Source organism: Nocardia sp. CWNU-33, from assembly GCF_046764895.1.
In the GTDB taxonomy this organism is placed as follows: Bacteria; Actinomycetota; Actinomycetes; order Mycobacteriales; family Mycobacteriaceae; genus Nocardia.
This window is the reverse complement of the sequence record NZ_JBKOQN010000020.1, coordinates 93386-113574: the sequence shown is the minus strand read 5'-3', so window position 1 is coordinate 113574 and position 20189 is coordinate 93386. Positions and strand designations below refer to the sequence as shown.

23 protein-coding genes, 1 other RNA gene and 1 pseudogene are annotated in these 20189 nt (G+C 65.2%); 14 read left to right on the top strand and 11 right to left on the bottom strand.

Translation table 11 applies throughout. The annotated features are described in order from the left end of the window. Nucleotides 1-13: 13 nt before the first annotated feature. From pucL to uraD, 3 genes are read right to left on the bottom strand one after another with little or no spacing between them, the layout of a single operon-like run. Nucleotides 14-889 carry a factor-independent urate hydroxylase gene (pucL, locus tag ACLMAL_RS25280; protein ID WP_412001345.1) on the bottom strand — a complete coding sequence of 292 codons (876 nt, stop codon included), beginning with the start codon at nt 887-889 and terminating at the stop codon, nt 14-16. A gap of 3 nt (nt 890-892) precedes the next feature. Then, entirely contained in the window at nt 893-1192 is a 300-nt protein-coding gene (uraH, locus tag ACLMAL_RS25275; protein ID WP_412001344.1) for a hydroxyisourate hydrolase, read from the bottom strand. Beyond that, nucleotides 1189-1734: a 2-oxo-4-hydroxy-4-carboxy-5-ureidoimidazoline decarboxylase gene (gene uraD / locus ACLMAL_RS25270; RefSeq protein WP_412001343.1), complete on the bottom strand. Its 546-nt coding sequence runs from the start codon at nt 1732-1734 to the stop codon at nt 1189-1191. The genes uraH and uraD overlap by 4 nt, the downstream gene beginning before the upstream one ends. A gap of 172 nt (nt 1735-1906) precedes the next feature. Here uraD and ACLMAL_RS25265 point away from each other — a divergent pair, with 172 nt between their 5' ends. Next, nucleotides 1907-3388, top strand: coding sequence for a PucR family transcriptional regulator (locus ACLMAL_RS25265; protein ID WP_412001342.1), 1482 nt, complete (start codon nt 1907-1909; stop codon nt 3386-3388). 45 nt (nt 3389-3433) lie between these two features. On the opposite strand, the gene ACLMAL_RS25260 is transcribed toward ACLMAL_RS25265, so the two are convergent. Further along, entirely contained in the window at nt 3434-4033 is a 600-nt protein-coding gene (locus ACLMAL_RS25260; protein WP_412001341.1) for a TetR/AcrR family transcriptional regulator, read from the bottom strand. An 86-nt stretch (nt 4034-4119) separates the two neighbouring features. On the opposite strand from ACLMAL_RS25260, the gene ACLMAL_RS25255 reads away from it, so the two are divergent. Next, complete coding sequence (locus tag ACLMAL_RS25255) at nt 4120-5022, top strand: oxidoreductase (protein ID WP_412001340.1); 903 nt, start codon at nt 4120-4122, stop codon at nt 5020-5022. A 210-nt stretch (nt 5023-5232) separates the two neighbouring features. Beyond that, nucleotides 5233-5514: a hypothetical protein gene (locus ACLMAL_RS25250; protein WP_328404962.1), complete on the top strand. Its 282-nt coding sequence runs from the start codon at nt 5233-5235 to the stop codon at nt 5512-5514. A gap of 54 nt (nt 5515-5568) precedes the next feature. Here ACLMAL_RS25250 and ACLMAL_RS25245 read toward each other — a convergent pair whose 3' ends face one another. After that, nucleotides 5569-6285, bottom strand: a complete 717-nt coding sequence (locus ACLMAL_RS25245) for an SDR family NAD(P)-dependent oxidoreductase (protein ID WP_412001339.1) — start codon at nt 6283-6285, stop codon at nt 5569-5571. A gap of 88 nt (nt 6286-6373) precedes the next feature. Between ACLMAL_RS25245 and ACLMAL_RS25240 the strand changes: the two genes are divergently transcribed. The 3 genes from ACLMAL_RS25240 (at nt 6374) to ACLMAL_RS25230 (ending at nt 8953) form a co-directional block, all read left to right on the top strand. Next, entirely contained in the window at nt 6374-6943 is a 570-nt protein-coding gene (locus tag ACLMAL_RS25240; protein ID WP_412001338.1) for a TetR/AcrR family transcriptional regulator, read from the top strand. Nucleotides 6944-6960: 17 nt separating this feature from the next. Then, nucleotides 6961-7746, top strand: coding sequence for an alpha/beta fold hydrolase (locus ACLMAL_RS25235; protein WP_412001337.1), 786 nt, complete (start codon nt 6961-6963; stop codon nt 7744-7746). Nucleotides 7747-7819: 73 nt separating this feature from the next. Further along, nucleotides 7820-8953 (top strand): AI-2E family transporter, encoded by a 1134-nt coding sequence (locus ACLMAL_RS25230; RefSeq protein WP_412001336.1) that lies wholly within the window; start codon nt 7820-7822, stop codon nt 8951-8953. Nucleotides 8954-8972: 19 nt separating this feature from the next. Here ACLMAL_RS25230 and ACLMAL_RS25225 read toward each other — a convergent pair whose 3' ends face one another. Further along, the gene (locus ACLMAL_RS25225) at nt 8973-9542 is read right to left on the bottom strand and encodes a CGNR zinc finger domain-containing protein (protein ID WP_412001335.1); all 570 of its coding nucleotides are present in this window, start codon (nt 9540-9542) and stop codon (nt 8973-8975) included. 90 nt (nt 9543-9632) lie between these two features. Between ACLMAL_RS25225 and ACLMAL_RS25220 the strand changes: the two genes are divergently transcribed. From ACLMAL_RS25220 to ACLMAL_RS25200, 5 genes are all read left to right on the top strand, one after another. Continuing rightward, nucleotides 9633-10067, top strand: coding sequence for a carboxymuconolactone decarboxylase family protein (locus tag ACLMAL_RS25220; RefSeq protein ID WP_412001334.1), 435 nt, complete (start codon nt 9633-9635; stop codon nt 10065-10067). After that, nucleotides 10064-10963, top strand: coding sequence for a phosphotriesterase (locus tag ACLMAL_RS25215; protein WP_328404974.1), 900 nt, complete (start codon nt 10064-10066; stop codon nt 10961-10963). The genes ACLMAL_RS25220 and ACLMAL_RS25215 overlap by 4 nt, the downstream gene beginning before the upstream one ends. Nucleotides 10964-11197: 234 nt before the next feature. Then, on the top strand, nt 11198-11386 hold the full coding sequence (locus ACLMAL_RS25210) for a hypothetical protein (protein WP_406232236.1): 189 nt from the start codon (nt 11198-11200) through the stop codon (nt 11384-11386). Between the two features lie 379 nt (nt 11387-11765). After that, nucleotides 11766-12569 carry an AMP-binding protein gene (locus ACLMAL_RS25205; protein ID WP_412001333.1) on the top strand — a complete coding sequence of 268 codons (804 nt, stop codon included), beginning with the start codon at nt 11766-11768 and terminating at the stop codon, nt 12567-12569. Nucleotides 12570-12727: 158 nt separating this feature from the next. After that, a complete protein-coding gene (locus ACLMAL_RS25200) occupies nt 12728-12868 on the top strand; it encodes a hypothetical protein (RefSeq protein WP_412001332.1) in 141 nt (46 codons plus the stop codon). A 42-nt stretch (nt 12869-12910) separates the two neighbouring features. Here the strand turns inward: ACLMAL_RS25200 and ACLMAL_RS25195 are convergent, their stop codons facing one another. Both ACLMAL_RS25195 and ACLMAL_RS25190 read right to left on the bottom strand, forming a co-directional pair. After that, nucleotides 12911-13498 (bottom strand): YdeI/OmpD-associated family protein, encoded by a 588-nt coding sequence (locus ACLMAL_RS25195; RefSeq protein WP_412001331.1) that lies wholly within the window; start codon nt 13496-13498, stop codon nt 12911-12913. A gap of 215 nt (nt 13499-13713) precedes the next feature. Next, entirely contained in the window at nt 13714-14565 is an 852-nt protein-coding gene (locus ACLMAL_RS25190) for an SDR family oxidoreductase (protein ID WP_412001330.1), read from the bottom strand. Nucleotides 14566-15231: 666 nt separating this feature from the next. Here ACLMAL_RS25190 and ACLMAL_RS25185 point away from each other — a divergent pair. Further along, nucleotides 15232-15360, top strand: a complete 129-nt coding sequence (locus tag ACLMAL_RS25185; protein ID WP_412001329.1) for a hypothetical protein — start codon at nt 15232-15234, stop codon at nt 15358-15360. A gap of 12 nt (nt 15361-15372) precedes the next feature. Here ACLMAL_RS25185 and ACLMAL_RS25180 read toward each other — a convergent pair whose 3' ends face one another. After that, complete coding sequence (locus tag ACLMAL_RS25180; RefSeq protein ID WP_412001328.1) at nt 15373-15768, bottom strand: hypothetical protein; 396 nt, start codon at nt 15766-15768, stop codon at nt 15373-15375. Nucleotides 15769-16723: 955 nt separating this feature from the next. After that, on the bottom strand, nt 16724-17269 hold the full coding sequence (locus tag ACLMAL_RS25175; RefSeq protein ID WP_412001327.1) for a helix-turn-helix domain-containing protein: 546 nt from the start codon (nt 17267-17269) through the stop codon (nt 16724-16726). Nucleotides 17270-17332: 63 nt separating this feature from the next. On the opposite strand from ACLMAL_RS25175, the gene ACLMAL_RS25170 reads away from it, so the two are divergent. Further along, nucleotides 17333-18163, top strand: coding sequence for an alpha/beta fold hydrolase (locus ACLMAL_RS25170; protein WP_412001326.1), 831 nt, complete (start codon nt 17333-17335; stop codon nt 18161-18163). Between the two features lie 16 nt (nt 18164-18179). Beyond that, a pseudogene (locus tag ACLMAL_RS25165) lies at nt 18180-19552 on the top strand (carotenoid oxygenase family protein). Nucleotides 19553-19740: 188 nt separating this feature from the next. Here the strand turns inward: ACLMAL_RS25165 and ssrA are convergent. Continuing rightward, nucleotides 19741-20113: a transfer-messenger RNA gene (gene ssrA / locus ACLMAL_RS25160) on the bottom strand. Nucleotides 20114-20189 lie beyond the last annotated feature (76 nt).

Below are 20189 nucleotides of genomic sequence, written 5' to 3'. Positions count from 1 at the left end.
TGTCACTCCCGATTCAGTCCCAGGCGGGCCCTGCGTCGGGGGCGTCCTCGGACAGGACCGAACCTTCGATGAGGCCGTAGGGCCGGTCGGCAGCCCAGAACACCTCGTTGTCGTTCTCCAGGCCGAACGGAGACAGATCCACCACGAAATGGTGCTTATTGGGCAGCGAAAGCCGGACCTCGCCGATCTCCGGGCAGGTGTCGAGGACCCGGTTGCCCATGGCGTACAGGGTCTGCTGCAGCGACAGGCTGTGGGTCTGCGCGAACGCCTCCAGCAGGCAGCGGCGGGCCCTCAGGTAGGACTTGTCCCAGTCGTCGGGGACGGCGATGTGCCGCCACTCCGCGTTGACCTCGGTCGCGAGGACGCGGTCATAGGCTTCGCGCAGCGTCGTGTACTTGTCCTTGATGTAGCCGTGGAACTCCGAGCCGGTGGAGTTGAGGACCACCAGATTCTTCAATCCCGTGACCACCCAGGCATTGTCACCGTCGTTGTGCACGCGGGCGGTGCGGATCTCCTGGTTGGAGCGGACGAAGGAGTGCTGCCGGTCGCCGGGGCCGACGACGATGCGCTCCCAGGCGTACTCCTCCAGCGAGACCCTGGCATGCTCGATGGTCGGCTGGGAGTCGACGAAATGCCGGGCGAGCAGCAGGCCGAATTCTTCCGGCGAGGCGATACCGTGCTCCTTCGCGAAGGCGAAGACGGTGTTCTTCTGGGTGTCGGTCGGCAGCACTGCGGCGTTGCCGCCGGTGAGGTGAGTGTCGTCCATGTCTCCGGACAACGCCACGCTGACGTTGAGATCTCGGATCTCATGGATGCCACCGGTTTTCGTCACCCTGACGACACGGTTCTCGGACTTGCCGTATCTATTGGGGCCTAGCTTGATCGACATTGTTCAGCTACCTCGATAGGTGGAGTAGGAATACGGGCTGAGCAGCAGCGGCACGTGGTGGTGCTCGGCTGGGTCTGCGATGGTGAAGTCGATGGAGATCGACGGATAGAACGGGCTGATATCGCCGGTCTCGAAGGTCAGGCGGTGCACACCGGCCGCGGGCGCGGGCAGGTCCTTGATCCGGCCGTCGGCGTCGGTGCGATGCTCGGCGAGCACGGTGCCCTCGACCGTCGCCAGTCGGACCAGCAGTCCGGCGGCGGGGCGGCCGGTGGCCGCATCGAGCACGTGGGTCGACAGGCTCATCGCTGCTCCAGCAGCTTCCGCACCCGGAGCCTGGTGATCTCGGCGAGCTCCGCCGCAATGACCACACGCTCGTCTTCGACCGCGTTGTCCAGGCGTTTACGCAGCTCAGTGAGCATTTCCTCGGCACTGCGGCCGGTCGCACGGATCAGGAAGACATGCCCGAACCGTTCTTCGTAAGCAAAATTTCCTGCGGCGAGTTCGCGCAGTACCGCGGGGTCGGCGGTCGCGGCCCCGGATTGCTCGCTGCGTGACCAATGTGCCTCGCGCCGTGCCTTTTCCGCACTTGCGGACGAAACTCCCACTGCTGCAGCCACTTTAGCTCGTTCACCGATGCGCGGGTGCGCCGACAGCGCCTCCTCGACATCCGGCCAACTCAGCTCGCACACTCCGGTCACCGCGGCCGCTATCAAGCTTTCGCTGTTCTCATATGGTCTGCGCGCCACCACCTTTCGCGCCCATGTCCGTGACGCGCAACAGGTCAGCAGCTCCGCCTCCGCCTGGTCGAGAGGCAGTGAGTTGAGCCATCCAATCTCACCTGACATCCGGTCTCCCATCGGGGTCTCAACGTGTCCGGTAAGTACACCCGCTGGGGATCAGCGCAGCTAGAAACGAGAAATCCGAACTGTGCGCCAGTTCACACAGGATTCTTTGTAGGTATGTCCAAGCCCCTCGACTGTTAGCGTCCACCACGTGCGCCTACGTTCCCTACTCACCATGACGGACCTGGGGCTGGAGCTCGTGACCGGCGAGAACCAGCTCGACCGCTTCGTTCGCTGGGTGGTAACCACGGACATGCTCGATCCCAGCCGCTACCTCTCCGGCGGGGAGCTGGTGCTGACCGGCCTGCAATGGCGCTCCGCGCCCGCCGACAGCGAGATTTTCGTCCAAGCACTGGCCCGAGCAGGCGTGGCAGGCCTGGCCGCCGGTGATGCCAAGTACGGCGGCGCGCCGCCCGACATCGTCGAGGCGTGCCGCAAACACGGCATCCCGCTGTTCCGGGTTCCGGAGAACATTGCGTTCGCGACGGTCACCGAGCAAATCACCAGAAACCTCTCCACCGGCCGCGCCGCCGATCTGACCGCCGTCCTCGATCGGCATCGCCAGCTGGTCGCGGGCTCAGGCCTCGGCTCGGTGCTGGAACTCATCGAACGTGACCTCGGCATGCGCTGCTGGGTCATGTCCTCGACCGGCCGGGTGGTTGCGGGCCCGCCCCCGCCGCCCACCGAGGTGACGGCGGCCTTCCTCAACGCCCGCCGCCTGCCCCATGTGCTGACCCACCAGAGCGCGCGCTATTCACTGTTCGCCGTCGACGAGCACCGCACGTCACGGGCGGCCGACTGGTTTCTGGTCTTCGAGGGCGACTGCGGCGACTGGCCCGAGGAACGCCGTGCCTTGACCGGCGAGCTCGCGGCCGTTGTGTCCCTCGAACGCGCCCGCCAGGACGACCGCCAGAGCGCCGAGGGCCGCCTTGCCCAGGAACTCATCGAACTGATCGTGTCCGACGCCAAGCCCGCCGAGATCATCTCCCGCCTCGAACTGACCGGCCTCGGCTCCGCCGAGTCCTATATCGCCGTGGTGGCCGCAGCGCAGGCAGATACCTTGCGCCCCGGCGAATTACGCGTGCTCCTGCGCGAAATCCTCTACGGCAGAAGGCCCGCCGCAGGCGTCGTCGACGGTGAGGCGATCGCTCTGATACCTGCTGGCACCGACGGCTCGGTCATCGACGAAATCCACCGGGCCGTAGCAGCTCTGGAGCCCGGCCTGCGCGGCAGCCAACTGTCGGTCGGCGTCAGCGGCGTGGTCGACGGCGAAGGTCTGCGCGGGGCCGTGGAGGAGGCTCGCTACGCCCGCCGCCTGGCAGCCGATCGCCACCAGCCCACCAGCGTCGTCGGACACGACGAGCTGGCGACCCACATGCTGCTGCTCGCCAGCGTCCCGGACGAGGTCCGCCGGATGTTCCGGCTGCGCCTGCTCGACCCCCTCACCAACTACGACCAGGACAACCGCTCGGATCTGGTCCACACCCTGGAAACCTTCCTCCAGGCCTCCGGCTCCTGGACCAAGTCCGCCGATCTGCTCCACGTCCACGTCAACACCCTGCGCTACCGCATCCAACGCATCGAAGAACTGACCGGCCGAGACCTCTCCCGCCTGGAAGACCGCGTCGACTTCTTCCTCGCCCTCGCCCTGCGCTGATCGTCGAAGACGGCTGCCCGCACCGACGGACGTACGCGCATACCGCTAGGCGCGTGGTCGGCGTGGGTTCCCGGCTTCGAGCTCGGAAACCGGGGAGAGTGCACGACGCGCCAATGTCAGCCACCGCTGCTGTTCGGCCGCAGGCACAGCGTCCGATGGAGACGTTGCCAGGAGCAGGATTACATCGTCGACGGCGACGTCGGGGTAGAGCGATCCGTCCCGGTGTGCCGCCGCAACCAACTGCTCGACTGCGGCGCGGCCACGCTGCCGCAGGTCCTGCAGCGAATCCTCGGCCAATCCGGTCACGGCGAACCTCAGCAAGCGTTCCTGCCGCATCTCGATCACGACGCTGTGCAGCAACGCGACGATCTCATCGATGGCAGATGTCGCGCCGCTTCCCACCCTGGACAGCGCCGCCTCGAGCGATGTGCCGACCATCGCGGCCAGTTCGGCCACGATCGCCTCGACCAGATCCTTCTTGGTCGGGAAGTGCCGGTAGAGCGTGCCGACCGCGACACCGGCCGCGGCGGCGATCTCGTCCATTCCGATGGCAGGACCGCGGCCGACCACGAGCTCTCGCGCCGCGTCGAGGATCGCTTCGCGATTGCGCTGAGCGTCCGCACGCAGTCTCGGTTGTCCGGTCATTTCTGATCCTCTCGACCACCTTGCACAGAACATGAACTACTGGTTCACTTTAATCGTGAACCAGTAGTTCATGTTAGGAGCAGCACGTGCGCAAGTGGACCGAACTAGACATCCCCGACCTCGGCGGCCGCATCGCCGTCGTCACCGGAGCGAATACCGGCATCGGCTTCGAAACGGCGAGGGCATTGGCCGAGCACGGCGCAGCCGTCGTGCTTGCATGCCGGAATCGGGAAAAGGCCGAAGCCGCGGCCGACCGCATCATCCAGAACACGCCGAGCGCCGCGCTCGAAACCACCGAAATGGATCTGAGTTCCCTCGACTCCATCAGCACCGCCGCCGAGGCGATCCGCAGTCGCTACGACCACGTCGACCTATTGATCAACAACGCGGGCGTTACCGGACTCTCGGGCACCACCGCCGACGGTTTCGAGATCCAGTTCGGAATCAACCATCTCGGCCACTTCGCCCTGACCGGCCTGCTGCTCGACCGTCTCACCACCGCGCCCGCCGCGCGCGTCGTCACGGTCAGCAGCATCGGCCACCGCTTCGGCCGCATCGACCCCGACAACCCCGCCGCACCCGCCGGAAGCGCCTACGCCAAATCGAAACTCGCAAATCTGCTGTTCACCTACGAACTCGACCGCCGGCTGGCCGACACTCCCGCCATCGCTCTGGCCGCCCATCCCGGCGGTGCCACCACTGAGGTATTCCGCTACTCCCCTGCAGCTTTCCGACTCCCCAACCTCGCCATCGCGCGCCTCCTCGGCCGCACCCCCGCCATGGGGGCCCGCCCCACCCTCCGTGCCGCCACCGACCCGCATGCAAAAGGCAGCGAATACTACGGACCCTCTGGTCTTTTCGAGATCCACGGTTACCCGGCCCCGGTGCAGTCCAGCAACGGTTCCCACGACCTCGAACGCCGAGCAGCACTATGGGAGGCCTCCGAGAAGCTCACCGATGTGCACTACCCGCCCACGCGAGTCCGTTAATCATTTCCACATCATTCTCCCGGCCTCTCAATAGCCTTGTCCCACAGATTCATCCCCCTGGACAAGATCGGACATTCGCGACAGGTCGCGCGATCTCGCCACGCGAACGGCGACTGCCCCACATACTGTGCGGTATAGATCTGGCAATCATCTGGACAACTCGCTCGAGCTAGCCATCCTCGCCCACCTCGATACGGAACGAGCACATCCATGATTCTGACCGCCGCCTATGACGCCGTCCTCGCTCAGATCGGCAACCCGTCCCCCGAGGCGCCGCCTACTTCGGACAAGATCCTGCAGATGGTCCGGTACCTGAACTGGTTCGTGCTGCTGTCCGGTGTTTCCGGCATCACCTACGCAGGAGGGAGGTTCGCGTGGGAGAAGTGGAGCGGCGGCCAGCTCGAATCACCGAAGATGATCGCAGGAGCCATGATCGGCGGCGTGGTGGCCACCAGCGCGGGCACCATCATGAATTCCGTCGTCGGCGCCTGACCGCCGCCGAGGCGCCGCGCAGGGAAGCAGCCCTGTAGCAACCTACTTCGATCTTCATCCACCGAACGCGTCGAAGACTTCCTCCGCGCGATCGCGCGTTCGGTACATGCCCCATGCGGTGTCCGCGAGCCGATCGGGGTCGAGGGTGTGGCCGTCCGGGGAGCCGAATCGCTCCGGATCCGCGGTCACCATGGCGTGGATGTCGCCGCGTTCCACCAGTCCGCCGATGGTGAGCGTCCCCGCATAAACACCCCGATCGGCCAGTGCGGCATGGAGAGTGTGCGCATAGTTCCGCAGCGCTGCCGAGGCCAGCGCGAGTTGGCCGAGCATCGGCATGGGGCGCACGCTGGACAAACCGCCCGCGAAGAGCAGCCCACCGTCGCCGTCGTCGAGCATGCCCGGCAGCACTTCGCGCACCACGTCGACCGCGGGCCACACCCACTCGAACGCCGATTGCGCTGTCGCCATGTCTATTTCGATGATGGGCACCGGCTGCTGGGTCGGACCGGGTCCGTAGTAGGCCAGCGCGATGCCTCCGTCCCGCCCGATCTCGGAGAGTACCGATCGCAGCCGGTCGCGATCGGTGACGTCGGCGGTGTGCGCGGTGGCATCGATCCCGAGGGATGCGAGATCGCGCAGATAGGTGCCGTGCCGCGCATCGCTGCGTGAGACAAGTGCGATGCGGAAACCTTCGCGGCCGAAACGCCGCGCCATGGACATGCCGAGACCGGGCCCGACGCCGATGATCACTGCTGTTCGCGTGGTGGGCATGGGAGTCCTTCCAAGATTGAGGGGGGCCTCATCTTCTGCAAAGATAGCACGAATCCGAGGCACCCCTCGATTTTTGTAGAATGCGGGCATGACCAGACCCCTGCGCCGGGACGCGGCCCGCAATCGCGAGAAGCTGTTGCGTGCGGCCACCGGTGTGTTCACCGAGCAGGGGCTCGATGGTTCATTGGAGGAAATCGCACGGCGCGCGGGCGTCAGCATCGGGACGCTGTACAACCATTTCCCGCACCGCGATGCACTCATCGACGCGCTGCTGCCGCCGCGGCTGGCCGCGTTGGACGAATTCGCCGCCCGCGCCGCGAGCGAGCCGGACGCGTGGACAGCGTTCACCGGATTCACCGAGGCCCTGCTCGACCAACTCACCACCGACCGCGGATTACTCGAGGCCTTCACCGGCGACCATCCCGCCGCCGAGCAACTCACGCAGGCCTGCCATCGCGGAATGTCACACCTGTCGGCACTGCTCGACCGGGCCCGCCGCTCCGGCGCGATGCGCGCAGACGCGCGAGACGAAGACGTCGTGAATCTGCTGTGGGCGCTGTCGCTACTCGGCGAGACTGCAGGCCCACCGGCCTGGCGCCGCTGCCTGGATCTGGTACTCGACGGCCTCCGACAGCCGCACGAGCAACCGACGGCCTGACACCGGAAGGAACCACTGTGCCCCACGCCAAGTCCACCGATGGCGTTCGCATCGCCTACCAAACACAAGGCGACGGCGCCCCACTGATCCTGCTTGCCGGACAGGCGAACAACCATCATTGGTGGGACGGCGTTCGCGACGACTTCCACGCCCGCCACCAGACGATCACCTTCGACTATCGCGGCACCGGCGACAGCGACAAGCCCGATATGCCATACAGCACAACAGGATTCGCCGACGACGCCATCGCCGTCCTCGACGATCTCGGCATCGACAGCGCCGACGTGTACGGCACCTCCATGGGCGGCCGAGTCGCGCAATGGCTGGCCGCCCGCCATCCGGATCGGGTGCGCGCCCTCGTACTCGGCTGCACCACACCGGGAGGACGGCACGCCATCGAACGCGACAGCGAGGTCCGTCGCTCGCTGGCCGATCCCGATCCGGCGGCCGCCCGAGCGGCGCTGCTGGAATTGATGTACACCCCGACCTATCTGGCGACCGCACCCGGACCGTTCAACACCCTGGGCGACCCGACCATGCCTGCCTACGCTCGACGACGACATCTCCTCGCGAGCGCCAGGCACGACGCGTGGGATGCCCTGCCCGACATCGGCGTTCCCACGTTGGTCGTGCACGGCACCGACGACCGTTTCAATCCGGCAGCGAACGCAGCATTGCTCGCCGATCGCATCCCCGGAGCTCAGCTGCGGATGATCCCGGGTGCCAGACACGCGTACTTCGACGAGTTCCGCACCACCGCAGGCCCGCTGGTCTCGGATTTCCTGAATTCGGTTCGACCGTAGAACCGGGAACGGCGTAAACCGGACGGCCCGAACAATCACCGCTCACCCCGTGGACGCATGCAAGACTGGGGCCGTGAGCGAGCTGAACGAAGGCAAATCGACGCCCGACCGCGGCGATGTCATCGGCACCGGAGTGCTGTGGCTCGCCAAGTGGGCGGTGTGCATCGTCGCGATCGCGGCGGGCACCTGGGTAATCGGCTACGTCCTCGCGAAGCTGTGGGTGGCGGTGCTGCCGGTCCTGCTCGCGATCGTCGTCACCACCGTGTTGTGGCCGCCGACGCGGTGGCTCACGCAGCACGGCCTGCGCCCGGCCGCGGCAGCCGCGGTCACCCTGGTCGGTTTCCTCGGACTGCTCGCCGGGGTTGTGGCACTGATCGTGCCCTCGGTCGTCGATCAGGCCCCTGAGCTCGCCGACAAGTCGACAGCAGGCGTCAATAAAGTGCGCAACTGGCTGCAGGGGCCGCCGCTGAGAATCCAGCAGGAACAACTCGATTCCGGGGTCGACGCGATCGTGCAACGGCTGCAGTCCAGCACCGAGCGGATCGCGACCGGTGTTTTCAGCGGGGTGAGCGCCGCGACGTCGGCGATCGTCACGCTGGTCCTGGTGCTCACGCTGTCGTTCTTCTTCATCAAGGACGGGCCGCGCTTCATGCCTTGGCTACACAACACGCTCGGCAGCCGCACCGGCCGCCACCTCGAGGAGGTGCTGAGTCGAATCTGGGTCACCCTAGGCGGTTTCATCCGCACCCAAGCGCTTGTCAGCTTGATCGACGCGATATTCATCGGTGCCGGGTTGGTGATACTCGGTGTGCCGCTTGCTCTTGTCCTGGCCGTGATCACGTTCATCGGTGGCTTCATCCCGATCGTCGGTGCCTTCGTCGCCGGTGCGCTCGCGGTGCTGGTTGCGCTGGTAGCCAATGGTTTGACCACGGCGCTGATCGTGCTCGGCATCATCATCGCGGTGCAGCAGCTCGAGGGCAATGTGCTGCAGCCGGTGCTCCAGAGCCGCAGCATGAAGCTGCACGCCGTCCTCGTGCTGTTGGCCATCACCGCAGGTGGATCGCTGTACGGCATCGTCGGAGCCTTCCTCGCGGTCCCCTTCGCAGCGGTCGTCGCCGTGACGATCCGCTACATCGGCGAGCAGATCGATGCGGCTACCACCCCACCACCCGAAGTCGGCGCGGAACTCGAACCCACCGCCGAATAGCGGCTACCGAACGGACGATTCACTGCGCCTCTTCGGCGCTGCAGCGAGCGCGGTGCGCGCGGACCCGACCACGGCTCGCACACGCGGGCGACGGACACCAGCGACGCCGGCCGTCCGGATCGATGAACACGCCGCGACAATCGTGTTCCGGACAGCTCTTCAGCAATGCCCGGTCCGCACCGGTCAACTGGTCTGCGGCCTGGCGGGCGATGCGGGCAAGGGCATCGGTCACCGTCGCGGGCGGCTCACGGCGCAACCGGTGGCCCGAGATCAACTGGACCGGGTGGTCGTGCTCGGTCAAGAAGGTTGACAGCTCCGCGACAGCCGACGCAGGGGGCGGCTGCTGGTCGACGGTGGCCAATGCCAAGGTGCGCAGCGTCTCTCGCAGCTGCCAGGTCAGGTCCAAATCGTGCTGATCCGCAGTCCGGGCCGAGGCCAGGTCGCACAACTCCAGCCACTCGGCAAGCCGGTCCGGGGTCGCGATCCGCTCGACCGGACCAGCACTGAACGTACGCCCCTTCGTGGCGAGCAGGTTCAACCAGGTCGCGCCACAGTCGAAGCGAAAGGCGAACTTGTCCTCTTTGGTCACGACATGCATCGTAACGCTTTATCCGTTACATGTGTTAGCGTCTCGTAACGATCAGAGCGTTACAAAATCCGACGGAGCGAGGGCAGTGCCATGACGACCGAACAAGCGACGAGCGACCGAGCACTGTCCGAGCGACTGGTGCCAGCACGGTTCGACCGCGCCGAGGGATACCGAATGCTCGACGCGCTCCAAGATGAGGCCACCCAGCTGGCCGCGCTGCCCGGTCTCGAACAGCTCGCGCCCGGCTTCGCCGACTGGCTGGTAACGGCCCTGTTCGGCGGCACCTACCAACGCGAGGGGTTGTCGCTGCGCGACCGCCAGTTGATCAACCTGGCCGCGCTCACCGCGCTCGGCGGTGTCGACCCGCAGCTATCTGGGCACGTCAAGAGCTCACTGCGGGTCGGCATGACCCGCACGGAGATCATCGAGGTCTTCGTCCACCTCGCGCCGTACATCGGCGTGCCGAAAGCGCTGGCCGGATTGCGGGTGGCGGCAACCGCTCTCGCCGACGCCGAGCAGCAATGAGTGCGGCCATCCGGACGGTGCTCGGCGATCTCCGACCAGAGCACCTCGGCGTCTGCGATGCCCATGACCACCTATTCCTCAGCTCACCGATGCTGCCCGGCCAGGAACTCGACGATCGCGCGGCAGCGCTCGCCGAACTGAACGCCTTCGCCGCGCTCGGCGGCCGAGCGGTCGTGCAGTGGACGCCGTGGGGCATGGGACCGCGGACCGAGATGCTGCGTGGCCTCTCCCGGCAATCAGGCGTGCAGATCATTGCTGCAACCGGCCTGCATCAAGCCAAACACTACAACCGCGACGAGCTGGACCGCGTCTACGACGGACTGGCCGGATTGTTCGTTCACGAGCTGACCGGTCCCGGCGTGCGCGCCGGAATGATCAAGATCGCCGGCGCCTATCACCGCATCGATGACCATGCCCAGTACGTCGCGACCGCCGCGGCCGAGGCACATCACGACACCGACGCACCCATCGGTGTGCACCTCGAAGCCGGATCCGCAGGCGTGGAAATGTTGAACCTCCTGTGCGGCACCCATGCCGTGCCAGCACACCGCGTAATCCTCGGACATCTACATCGGTTTCCCGACAATAGAATTCATCGCCGAGTCGCCGAGGCGGGTGCCTTTCTGTCGTTCGACGGCCCGTCCCGCGCCCACCACAGCACCGACTGGCGGCTACTCGACAGCATTGCCGCCCTGGTAGACGCGGGTTACGCGCACCAGATCCTGCTGGGTGGTGACACGGTGACCGCAACAGCCAGATCCAGCGCCGATGGCCCCGGCATGCCGTTCCTGCTGAGTGGGCTACGTCCCCGCATCACAAGGGAACTGGGCCCCGACATTGCCACCGCCCTCTTCGTCGACAACCCCGCCCGCGCGTTCGCGGCACACTGGCGATGAATACGGGCCGGACTTCCGCATCCGCATCCAGGACGCCCCGGTCGTTTGCTCGATCCGAGAATCACTGCGGCCCAAGTGAACTCTGGTGGCCGGTTGGCGATGTCGGCGAATGTGCACCGAACAGATACGCTTCCGGCACTCGACAGCCGATAGCTGTTCCCTCTCCTGAGCCACGCTCGACACTCACGACCGACCCACCCCCGCGGCCCGGTCGCTCAGGGAAGGAGCCGGGACATGACAGCACCGGCGCGACACATCCACATCGAATCCGGCGCACTGACTCTGGACTACCGCGCATCGCCCGAACAGGCCCAGAGCGTGGCCGATGAACTGGCCCAAGGTTTTCCGGAGCTCAGGGTCACCGTCGACGACGAGCTGCGCGACGATCTGCCACCACTGCCGTGTGCTCGATTGTGGGACTGAGGGACTCGCTCGGGACTGCAGGCCACCCGCATGGGACTGAATCACCCGGCTGAGCAAACTGGCTCTACGCAACGGGAATTGCTGGTCGCCGGGGATGCAGAATACCGCCCGTTCTGCACCTGAATCCGCAGCGGCTCCAGCCACCAGGTGGTCTCGCTGGTCGAAGCCTCGGAGCACGCGAGTCGACCGGCCTGCCGAGGGTGCGAAGCAACACGCGGTAGACCCCACAGCGAAAGTCGGGGCCGCCCTTCCTAGAGTGGGGCAACAAAGAAGCAACTTCCCGAAGGACGGCTCGACTAAGCAGCAGTGACGACCGATCGCGGTATCGGTGGATGGGTAGACGATGGTGATGGGCAGTAGTGGCGTTGAGCAGCGGCCGATGAACCAACCGACACGCACGCGACCGGTCCGCTCGCGGCGACCACGGGTAATCAATCTGCCACGACTACTGGCGGCGGCCGTCGAGGCCGCTCCCGACGGTACTGCGGTGTCGTGTCGGCGATCGGAGCTCAGCTATCGCGAGCTGGATAGCGCATCCTCCCGATTGGCGCGATTGTTGATCGAACGCAAGGTCGGCCCTGGCGATCTCGTCGCGCTGGCAATCGGATCATCGATCGAGTCGGTGTCGGCCATGTGGGCGGTCGCGAAAACCGGCGCGGGATTCATTGTGGTCGACACGAACACCGCCGCCGAACATGTCACCCAACTGCTGGCCGACTGGAAACCGGCGATCGGCCTGACCGCAGGCGCGGGCAACCTGCGCGGCTCGGCCCAGTGGCTGATGCTGAACGACCAGGATTTCCAGAACGAACTCGCCCTGTCGTCGGCCGACGAGGTGTCCCACCAAGAACGACTACGCCCGATCCGCGCCGAGGACATCGCCTACGTGACCTTCTCCGTCGACGCGCCAGGGGTAGTCGACGCCGTCGCAGTGACCCAGGCAGCGGTGGCCGGAATCTGCGCCCGCCGGGGCGAACGCCTGCCGACCTCCGACTCGATGACGGTGTTCCTGTCCACCGCCTCCGCCTGCGGCACACCGTTCACCGTGCCGACGACGCCACTGCCCTGGACAGCACCCATCCGAGAGCGCCCCGCCAGGATCGACGCCGTGCCCGACCGCGCGTTGGACATTCGGACCCACCGACTGGCCCGCAGACTGGTCACCATGTCCGCCGATCGATAAACGGCGCTACCGTCCGCGTCAGACCTGCTGCACGCCCGCGACCGGACGCCGGTATCGGCTTGGCGGAGTGCCGTATTCGCGTTTGAAGGCTTTGGCGAACGCGAATTCGGTGTTGCCGCACCGTCGGACAGCAGCCAGCAGGTGCCCTGCATCACGACGTGAAAGGTGGTGCCGGTGAAGCGGGCTGGGAGGCGGATGTCCGCAACTCGGGCAAAGAGTGGACGATCCTGCGCCTCAACTGGTTCCAGCAGACCTTCGGCGAAGGGTTCGCCACACCACTGCGCGAATATGGATGCTGACGTGGGCCACGACTGCCATCCGGCGGAAACCGCCGGGCGATCTCAGCCGGCGGCCTGCATCCGGACACCCGGGTGATTGGCTCGAACGTTCACCGCAGCGAGTTCGACCGTTCGTTTTATCCGGCGCTCCCTTGTATCCGCACGCTTGGCGGTGACTATCCATTCCAGAATCAGCCGCTTGGAGGAGGGCGGGAAGGTCTCGAAGTTGGTCCGAGCGGCGTCATTTCGGTCGAGCAACGCGCGCAGGTCATCGGGTACGGCCCAGCGCTCGCCGTCCGCGACCACTTCCCAGGTTCCCTTGGCCTTGGCCAGATCGATCAAGGCTTGACCATGCTCGGTCATCAGCCCCTGCTCGATCATGTTCGCCGCGCGCTCCCTGTTCACCCGGCTCCATGTGCTGCGCGGGGTGCGCGGGCTCAATCGCAGCTGTGAGCTGTTCGCGTCGCGTCTGCGGTGCAGCCCGTCGATCCAGCCATAGCAGAGTGCGTGTTCGATCGCCTCGTGGTACCGCAGGCTCGGCACGCCGCGGTCCTTGTGGTGGATGACCAGCCAGATTTCCTTCTCGGACTGGCTGTTCTGGGCCAACCAGGTACGCCAGTCGTCGATTGTGCTCGCGAAGAAAATGTTCATGACAACCATCCTCCAACACAAAGTGCTCACCAAATGAGCACTTTGTTAGGACGATCTTCAACGCGGAATAACGAAGGCCCGGTCCGTGCGGCGGACCGGGCCTTTCGAGTGGGACTGATGCATCAGCTTACGAACCGCGCGGTGCTATCGAAGGCTCTGAAATCGTGATTCGTGCAGTGGGCACCCGCACGACCGTACGCACCCGCAGCCGTTGGTCAGTCCTGTTTCCAGACACCCGACGCAACCGCCTCGCACACGAAATCGGCGAAGTCGACCGGGTCGCGACGCAGCAGACGACGGACAGGGTCGGTCACCTTCGCGTTAGGACTATCCAGAAGCGTGGCGAAGATGTCGATCATCACGGCCACCTCCTCATCCGGCATATCGAAATCCGAGGTCAGCACCGCACCGAACTGCTCACCGGTGACAGGAATATAGGCGACATCCCGGTTGGTCTCCTTCGCGATCGCCTCGGCTGCGTCACCGAAAGTCAGCAACCGGGGACCGGTCAATTGATAGTTCCTGCCCGCGTGCCCGCCCTCGGTCAACGCGGCGGCCACGACATCCGTGAGATCACCGGAATCAATGAAAGGCTCCCACACCTGACCAGCAGGGAGCGCGACCCCATGGGCGAACACCGCATCCGTGAACACACCCTCGTCGAAATTCTGGTTGAACCACGCCGCCTGCAGCACAGTCCATTCCGCACCGCTGTCGCGCACCGCCTGCTCCGCAGCAGCAGCCTGATCCTCACCGCGAGCCGACAGCAACACCAACCGACCGACACCGTTCGCCACAGCCAGTTCAGTGAACGCCCGAATGGTGTCTCCGGCGCGGGAGTGCCGATGTCCGGGGGCATGCAAGAGGAACACCGCCCCCACATCCTCGAGCACCGCCGCCCAGGTACTGCGGTCCTCCCATTCGAAAGCGACCTCCTCCGAACGGGAACCGATACGGACTGGGAAACCCTTGGCCGCCAAGCGATCCGCCACCCGGCGACCCACCTTGCCGGTGCCCGCGGTCACGAGAACGGTCTGAGCTGCCGTCTGATTCATCGTTGATGCCATGTCCTGATCCAAATTTCTCGTTGATGCCACGCCCTGGTCCAAACGCCGCAGGATCGCCAGATTTTTGATGAAAGACTCAGATCCGCGTCTCCATGTCGCAGCAGAATAACCTTCTCCCACAACTCATCTCGCCGCTGGGCATAGTGCGAGAAGCTCCATAGGGTAGCCACGATCGGGGCTCGACGTCAGCTACGAAACCATATGCGCCTCGGAGCCGGGTCGGAAAAGGTTGGCTCGCCGGCGATCTGAGTGATCGTGTGCTCGAAAGGATTTCGCTGCAATGACAATCAACAGGTTCCTGGTCACGGAGACGTTCGACGTGTCGAACCAGGCAGAACTGCTCGTCTCGGGCGCTCTGGAGAGGGCAAGTTGACGGGCGGAATGACCTGCTGGTCGAGAGCACCGGTCAGCCGATCCGGATCCTGGGCCTGGAGTTCGCGTCCCCGAAGCAGCAGGGCACCGATCAGATCAGTAGGCAGGATGCGGCGGCGATCACGCCGGGGACCGCGTTGACCGTGGAGCCCCTGGATCGCGCAGGAGGGACGGCTCGACCTCCGCTGCGCCGGATTGATACCGCCGCGAGGATCACCCGTCGGACTCCGGCTGGTTCCGGGGCGATATGGGAGGCGAATTCTCCACTTGCGGATCAACCCGGATTTCCCCAGTGTGCCGATCTATTCTCTGCTGGTGCAGGCCGACGAAGTGGTCGCCTTCGACGACCTGCCCGCGGCCTGGACCCGCACCAACGACCTCACTTGGCCCGAGTCCGCCACCCGCCCGGACCACGACGACTGAGCAGAGTCGTCGTCACCACGAGCCGCTGCCGGACCCACTTCCGGTGCCCGGCAGGCGCCAGCCGCCGTACCCGAGCCAACTCGGGTAGCCCGGATAACTCGGGTAGCTGGGGTAACTGGGGTAGCTCGGGAACAGCGGGTAGCTGGGGTAACTGGGGTAGCTCGGCTGGTTCCAGTAACCGTGACCATAACGGCCGTGGACCAGGTCGACATGCTCGGACTCGGCCACAGCCGAACCGGCGACGGCCGAATCAGCGACAGCCGAATCAGCGACAGCCGAATCAGCGACAGCCGAATCGGCGACAGCCGGGGCGACTGCGGCGGTAATCGGCATGAGCGCTATCGCGGACACCACTGCGATGCGCGCAACCACTGGCCAGGCACGCCCAGTGCGGTTTTCTCGACCCATGGGAACTTCCTCATTTCGGTACGAATAGCAATCGACGATCTAGGCGGGCTCGAAGTCGATATCCTCCGCGGAGCGGAGCCGGGCCCATGCGATCCAATGTACCGCTATCCAACGGCACGTTCAATAGGTCATTTCCTGCGGAAACCGTACCCGAACAGCTCCGACGGCCTAGACCAGCGCACTTCGACTTCAAACGCGACATTTGTCATCCAAATAGCCTAACGGTCCATTGGATAATGGCACATCAGAGGATGTCGCCAAAGGGCTAAGAGTTGACCGCACCGTGGCCGAGGCGCGCGGACCCCGAACCAGCGCTCTGCCGACAGCGAGCACTGTCGTGCAGCCTGAACAGTCATTCGACGAGACCTGGCGTCGACCGCAACTACACCCGAAGTGGCACCTGGAGTACTGGAAAGGTAGCAAGATCAGGCAGACTGGGGCTGTTCCTGCTAAGACTGGAACCACCGGTCAGGATTGCACCCACCTTGCCGATCGGCTCCATCAATGTCTTGACGTCGGAAACACCCTGACGACCGATGGACCAGAGATTCGGATCAGGCCGGTAGGCATTCGGCAGGTAAAAACCATGGCGTGAACTGCTGAAAGTCACCGAGTTGTCGGCGATCGGCGCTGCGCAAGTGCATCGGAGACCACCGCGCACCACAAGCGTCGGCTAGGGTCGTTCGCTCGGTATGCGGCTATGAGCGGATGTCCAGTGGGCGTCCTTCCTTGCCCGATTTCCCGCACCGAGAGCTCGCTGATCTTGTTGCCGAGCCTTGACGCAGGCCCACACCGCGAGCTTGCGAGCTGGACCGGGACCCAGGATCTGCAAACATCGTGGGTGACCAGCAGCGAATCGCTTGCAACAATCGAAGTTTCAATCCGTGGCGATACCTGGGGCCCGTAGTCCCGAAGCTGTCGGCGTGCCGGGTGCGGCGAACGTGCGGTAGCACTGTCAGCTCGGCGATGCCGGCTTCTCGCCTGGGAAAAGGATCGGGCTGATCAAGTACGGTCTGCGGCCCGGCCCGGGCTGGTTCGCCGCGAGGGGTGCGACGAGGTCGCCGAAGCCGGTGAGCATGGTGTCGAGCTCCTCGGGGCTGACCCAGAGCGTGGCTTGGCGGTAGCCGACCGCGTCGGCGCCACCGGGGTCGGCGTCGGCTTGATCGAGGTAGGCGTTGAACTCGGCGATCAGGACGGCCATGGCGGCCGCGAACCCTTGGCGGTGATCGTGCGGGGTCATCGCACTGCTCGCCTCAGGGGAGACGGTCGGGCGGTCGGGTCGCAATCGGTAGGAACGTTCCACCGCGCCGCGCACGCGTCGCTCGTCACCGATCTCGAGCATTTCGCCCTCCGTGAGCAGGCCGAGCTGCCGGTAGACGCTAGTCCGGGGCACATCGGGCATGCGGTCGCACAACTCTCCCGCGGTGCGTAATCGGCCGCCCGACAGTGCATGGATGATGCGCAATCGCACCGGGTGGAGCAGCAACTCGATCGGGTCCATATCGCAACTATCCCATATGTGGTACCGTTCCCAAAATTGGTATTGGATGGAAGGGTGACCGCGATGCGGGATGTTCCTGGGCGTCGAATGATGGTGAACGGCACCGAGATCTACTTCGAAGAGTCCGGCACCGGGGACACCTGGGTGGTGTTCGAATCCGGTGGGGGCGCCGGGCGGACGCTCTGGGATCGGGTGGTGCCGTTACTGGGGGAAATCGCGCATACCGTCGCCTACGACAGGGCCGGTCGCGGCCGCAGTGGCAGCGCCGCCGAACCGCAGACCATCGACGACATGGCGGCCACCCTGGTGGCGTTGGTCAAGGCGCTCACGCCGGGGCGGGTGATCCTGGTGGGCCACAGCATGGGTGGGCTGATCGTCCGTCGCGCCGCCGAAACGCTGTCGCCAGCTGGGCTCGTCCTCATCGACCCGACACCGGAAGCCGCTCCGAACTACGACAATTGGGCGCCGACCGCCAAGAAGACCGACCGCATCCTCGCCGTGCAACAGGCACTGAGCCACTTTCCACCGCTCATGCGGATGCTGACCCGCTCCTATGGGGGCAAGTTCCCCGCCGACAGCTACGCGACCATGCTGGCCGAGGACTTCACCCCCGCCGGGCTCGCCACAACCCGGCATGAAATAGCGGCCGTCTCGGGGGCGATCGACGAATTCCGCCGCTGCCCACCAGAACCGCCGAAATCCGGCATCATCGTCATCTCGGCGATCCATGCCGCCCGCTACCAGGCTCGCAATCTCGACCTCATGCGCGAATACCAGAACAGATACGCCGAACAGGTCGGCGGGCTATACGAGGATGCCGTCTCCGAGCACATCATCCCCGCCGAGCGACCCGAGCAAGTCGCTGCCGCGGTTCGCCGACTGGTGAACGGTTAGCATCGCGGGAGCAGTTATGGAGCAATCCGGCAAAGCCGAGGACCCGCGACACCAATCACCCGAGTTCGAGAGCGAAACGCCCCTTCCGAGCTACATGGCTGGTCCCTACGCACCGATTGATGACGAGATCGATTCGATCGAATTGGAAGTGGCCGGTGCGTTGCCCGCCGAGTTGGATGGACGGTACTTCCGCAACGGGCCGAATCCGTTGCCGGGCGAGATAAGCCTCCACTGGTTCGTCGGCGACGGCATGCTGCACGGCGTGCGCCTGCGCAATGGACGGGCGCAGTGGTACCGCAACCGGTGGGTGCGCACACTGAAGTTCGAGGGGGGTTCGCCACTGCGCGAGGACGGCGACCTAAATCGGGCCTACAGCACGGCCAACACGTCGATCATTCGCCACGGCGGACGGCTGTTTGCTCTGGTGGAGGACAGTTTCCGATCGAAGTCACGCCAGCTCTGGACACCGTCGGCGCGTGCGACTTCGCGGGCGGATTGACCACCGCCATGACGGCGCATCCGAAGCAAGATCCGATCACCGGGGAATTGCACTTCTTCGGCTACGACATGCGGCCACCGTTCGTCACCTACCACCGGCTTTCCGCCGCTGGCGAATTGGTGTTCAGTACCCCGGTCGATGTGCCCGGGCCAACCATGATGCACGACTTCGCGATCACCGAGAACCACGTAATCTGGCTGGATCTCCCTTTCACCCTTCAGTTCTCGGGAAAGGGCCTGCCTTTCCAGTGGAGCGACGACTATGGCGCGCGCATCGGTGTGATGAGCAAGAACGGCGGCCCAGTGCGCTGGTTCGAGGTGGAACCCTGCTATGTCTTCCACGTCGGCAACGCCTGTGAAGACGGCTCGGGCCGCGTCATTCTGGATGCGATTCGATACGACGCGAGGGCATGGAACTCCACGTGGCCCGCTTTGGCGGGAGAAACCCCCTCGCCGGGTACCGGCCGCGGTCAGCAGCTCTACCGCTGGGCGCTCGCCCCCGCGACCGGCCGGGTCGCCGAACGGCCGCTCGACGATCGGTCGGTGGAGTTCCCGACCATCCATGCCCGCCACGTCGGCCGCCCGAACCGGCACCTCTACGCGGTCGGCCGCGAAACCATCGTCAAGTATGACGTCGATACCGGCAAATCCACTGTGCACCAGCTCGGTTCAGGCTGGAACGCGGGCGAAGCAGTGTTCGTCCCCACGGCCGACGCGCGCAGCGAGGACGAGGGCTGGCTGATGTCCCTCGTCATCCACGACGACACGAACGTGCCCTCGCAGCTGCGGATTCTCGACGCCACCGCCGTCGAAGCCAGGCCGGTAGCCGCCGTGCGCCTGCCCCGGCGGGTGCCGATCGGATTCCACGGCAACTGGATCACCGAGGAGTAGTTAGCAGGCGGTACCGGGCTCGCTCAACTCGGCATGAGCGAGCGTTTACCACCCCCGCCTGCCCGGAGTGTGTCGAGCCTTGAAGGCCCTGGATGGCTTGGAACAAGCGACGCTGAATCACCGCTGTGTGTTCGCGCAATGCCACACAATAGCGAAGCCGCAGGTCGATGACCTGCGGCTTCGCCATTCAGTGGAGCTGCCGGGAATCGAACCCGGGTCCTCCGCCGCGTCTTCAGGGCTTCTCCGTGTGCAGTTCGCTAGGTCTCTGCTCGGATCTCCGGGTCTCGCGAACAAGCTCGGATGACGATCCCAGTCACTGTTCGATGTCCCGTCCGACTCCGTGACCGAGCCGAACGGTAATTCCCTCTAGCTGATGCCAGTACCCGGGTCGAGGGACGAACCCGGACTGACAGAGACGACCTGGCTACTTAGGCAGCGAGGGCGTACTCGCGCTGATTGGAATCGGCGCTTAATTGGTTGCAACGACGCTTACGGTGGTCTCTTGCCTGCACCGACACGCTTCCCCTAAATCTACGTACGCAGTCGAAACCGTTCAGCCCCGTACGTCCCGACACCTCGTCGGGCTAGTCATGTTAACACTCCGTGCCGCCTGGTTCATTCCATTATCCGGCGTGGG

Coding starts and splice junctions, on each gene's coding strand:
- pucL (WP_412001345.1), bottom strand. CDS start 889: ATGTCGATCAAGCTAGGCCCCAATAGATACGGCAAGTCCGAGAACCGT.
- uraH (WP_412001344.1), bottom strand. CDS start 1,192: ATGAGCCTGTCGACCCACGTGCTCGATGCGGCCACCGGCCGCCCCGCC.
- uraD (WP_412001343.1), bottom strand. CDS start 1,734: ATGTCAGGTGAGATTGGATGGCTCAACTCACTGCCTCTCGACCAGGCG.
- ACLMAL_RS25265 (WP_412001342.1), top strand. CDS start 1,907: ATGACGGACCTGGGGCTGGAGCTCGTGACCGGCGAGAACCAGCTCGAC.
- ACLMAL_RS25260 (WP_412001341.1), bottom strand. CDS start 4,033: ATGACCGGACAACCGAGACTGCGTGCGGACGCTCAGCGCAATCGCGAA.
- ACLMAL_RS25250 (WP_328404962.1), top strand. CDS start 5,233: ATGATTCTGACCGCCGCCTATGACGCCGTCCTCGCTCAGATCGGCAAC.
- ACLMAL_RS25245 (WP_412001339.1), bottom strand. CDS start 6,285: ATGCCCACCACGCGAACAGCAGTGATCATCGGCGTCGGGCCCGGTCTC.
- ACLMAL_RS25240 (WP_412001338.1), top strand. CDS start 6,374: ATGACCAGACCCCTGCGCCGGGACGCGGCCCGCAATCGCGAGAAGCTG.
- ACLMAL_RS25220 (WP_412001334.1), top strand. CDS start 9,633: ATGACGACCGAACAAGCGACGAGCGACCGAGCACTGTCCGAGCGACTG.
- ACLMAL_RS25215 (WP_328404974.1), top strand. CDS start 10,064: ATGAGTGCGGCCATCCGGACGGTGCTCGGCGATCTCCGACCAGAGCAC.
- ACLMAL_RS25210 (WP_406232236.1), top strand. CDS start 11,198: ATGACAGCACCGGCGCGACACATCCACATCGAATCCGGCGCACTGACT.
- ACLMAL_RS25205 (WP_412001333.1), top strand. CDS start 11,766: ATGAACCAACCGACACGCACGCGACCGGTCCGCTCGCGGCGACCACGG.
- ACLMAL_RS25195 (WP_412001331.1), bottom strand. CDS start 13,498: ATGAACATTTTCTTCGCGAGCACAATCGACGACTGGCGTACCTGGTTG.
- ACLMAL_RS25190 (WP_412001330.1), bottom strand. CDS start 14,565: ATGGCATCAACGATGAATCAGACGGCAGCTCAGACCGTTCTCGTGACC.
- ACLMAL_RS25180 (WP_412001328.1), bottom strand. CDS start 15,768: ATGGGTCGAGAAAACCGCACTGGGCGTGCCTGGCCAGTGGTTGCGCGC.
- ACLMAL_RS25175 (WP_412001327.1), bottom strand. CDS start 17,269: ATGGACCCGATCGAGTTGCTGCTCCACCCGGTGCGATTGCGCATCATC.
- ACLMAL_RS25170 (WP_412001326.1), top strand. CDS start 17,333: ATGCGGGATGTTCCTGGGCGTCGAATGATGGTGAACGGCACCGAGATC.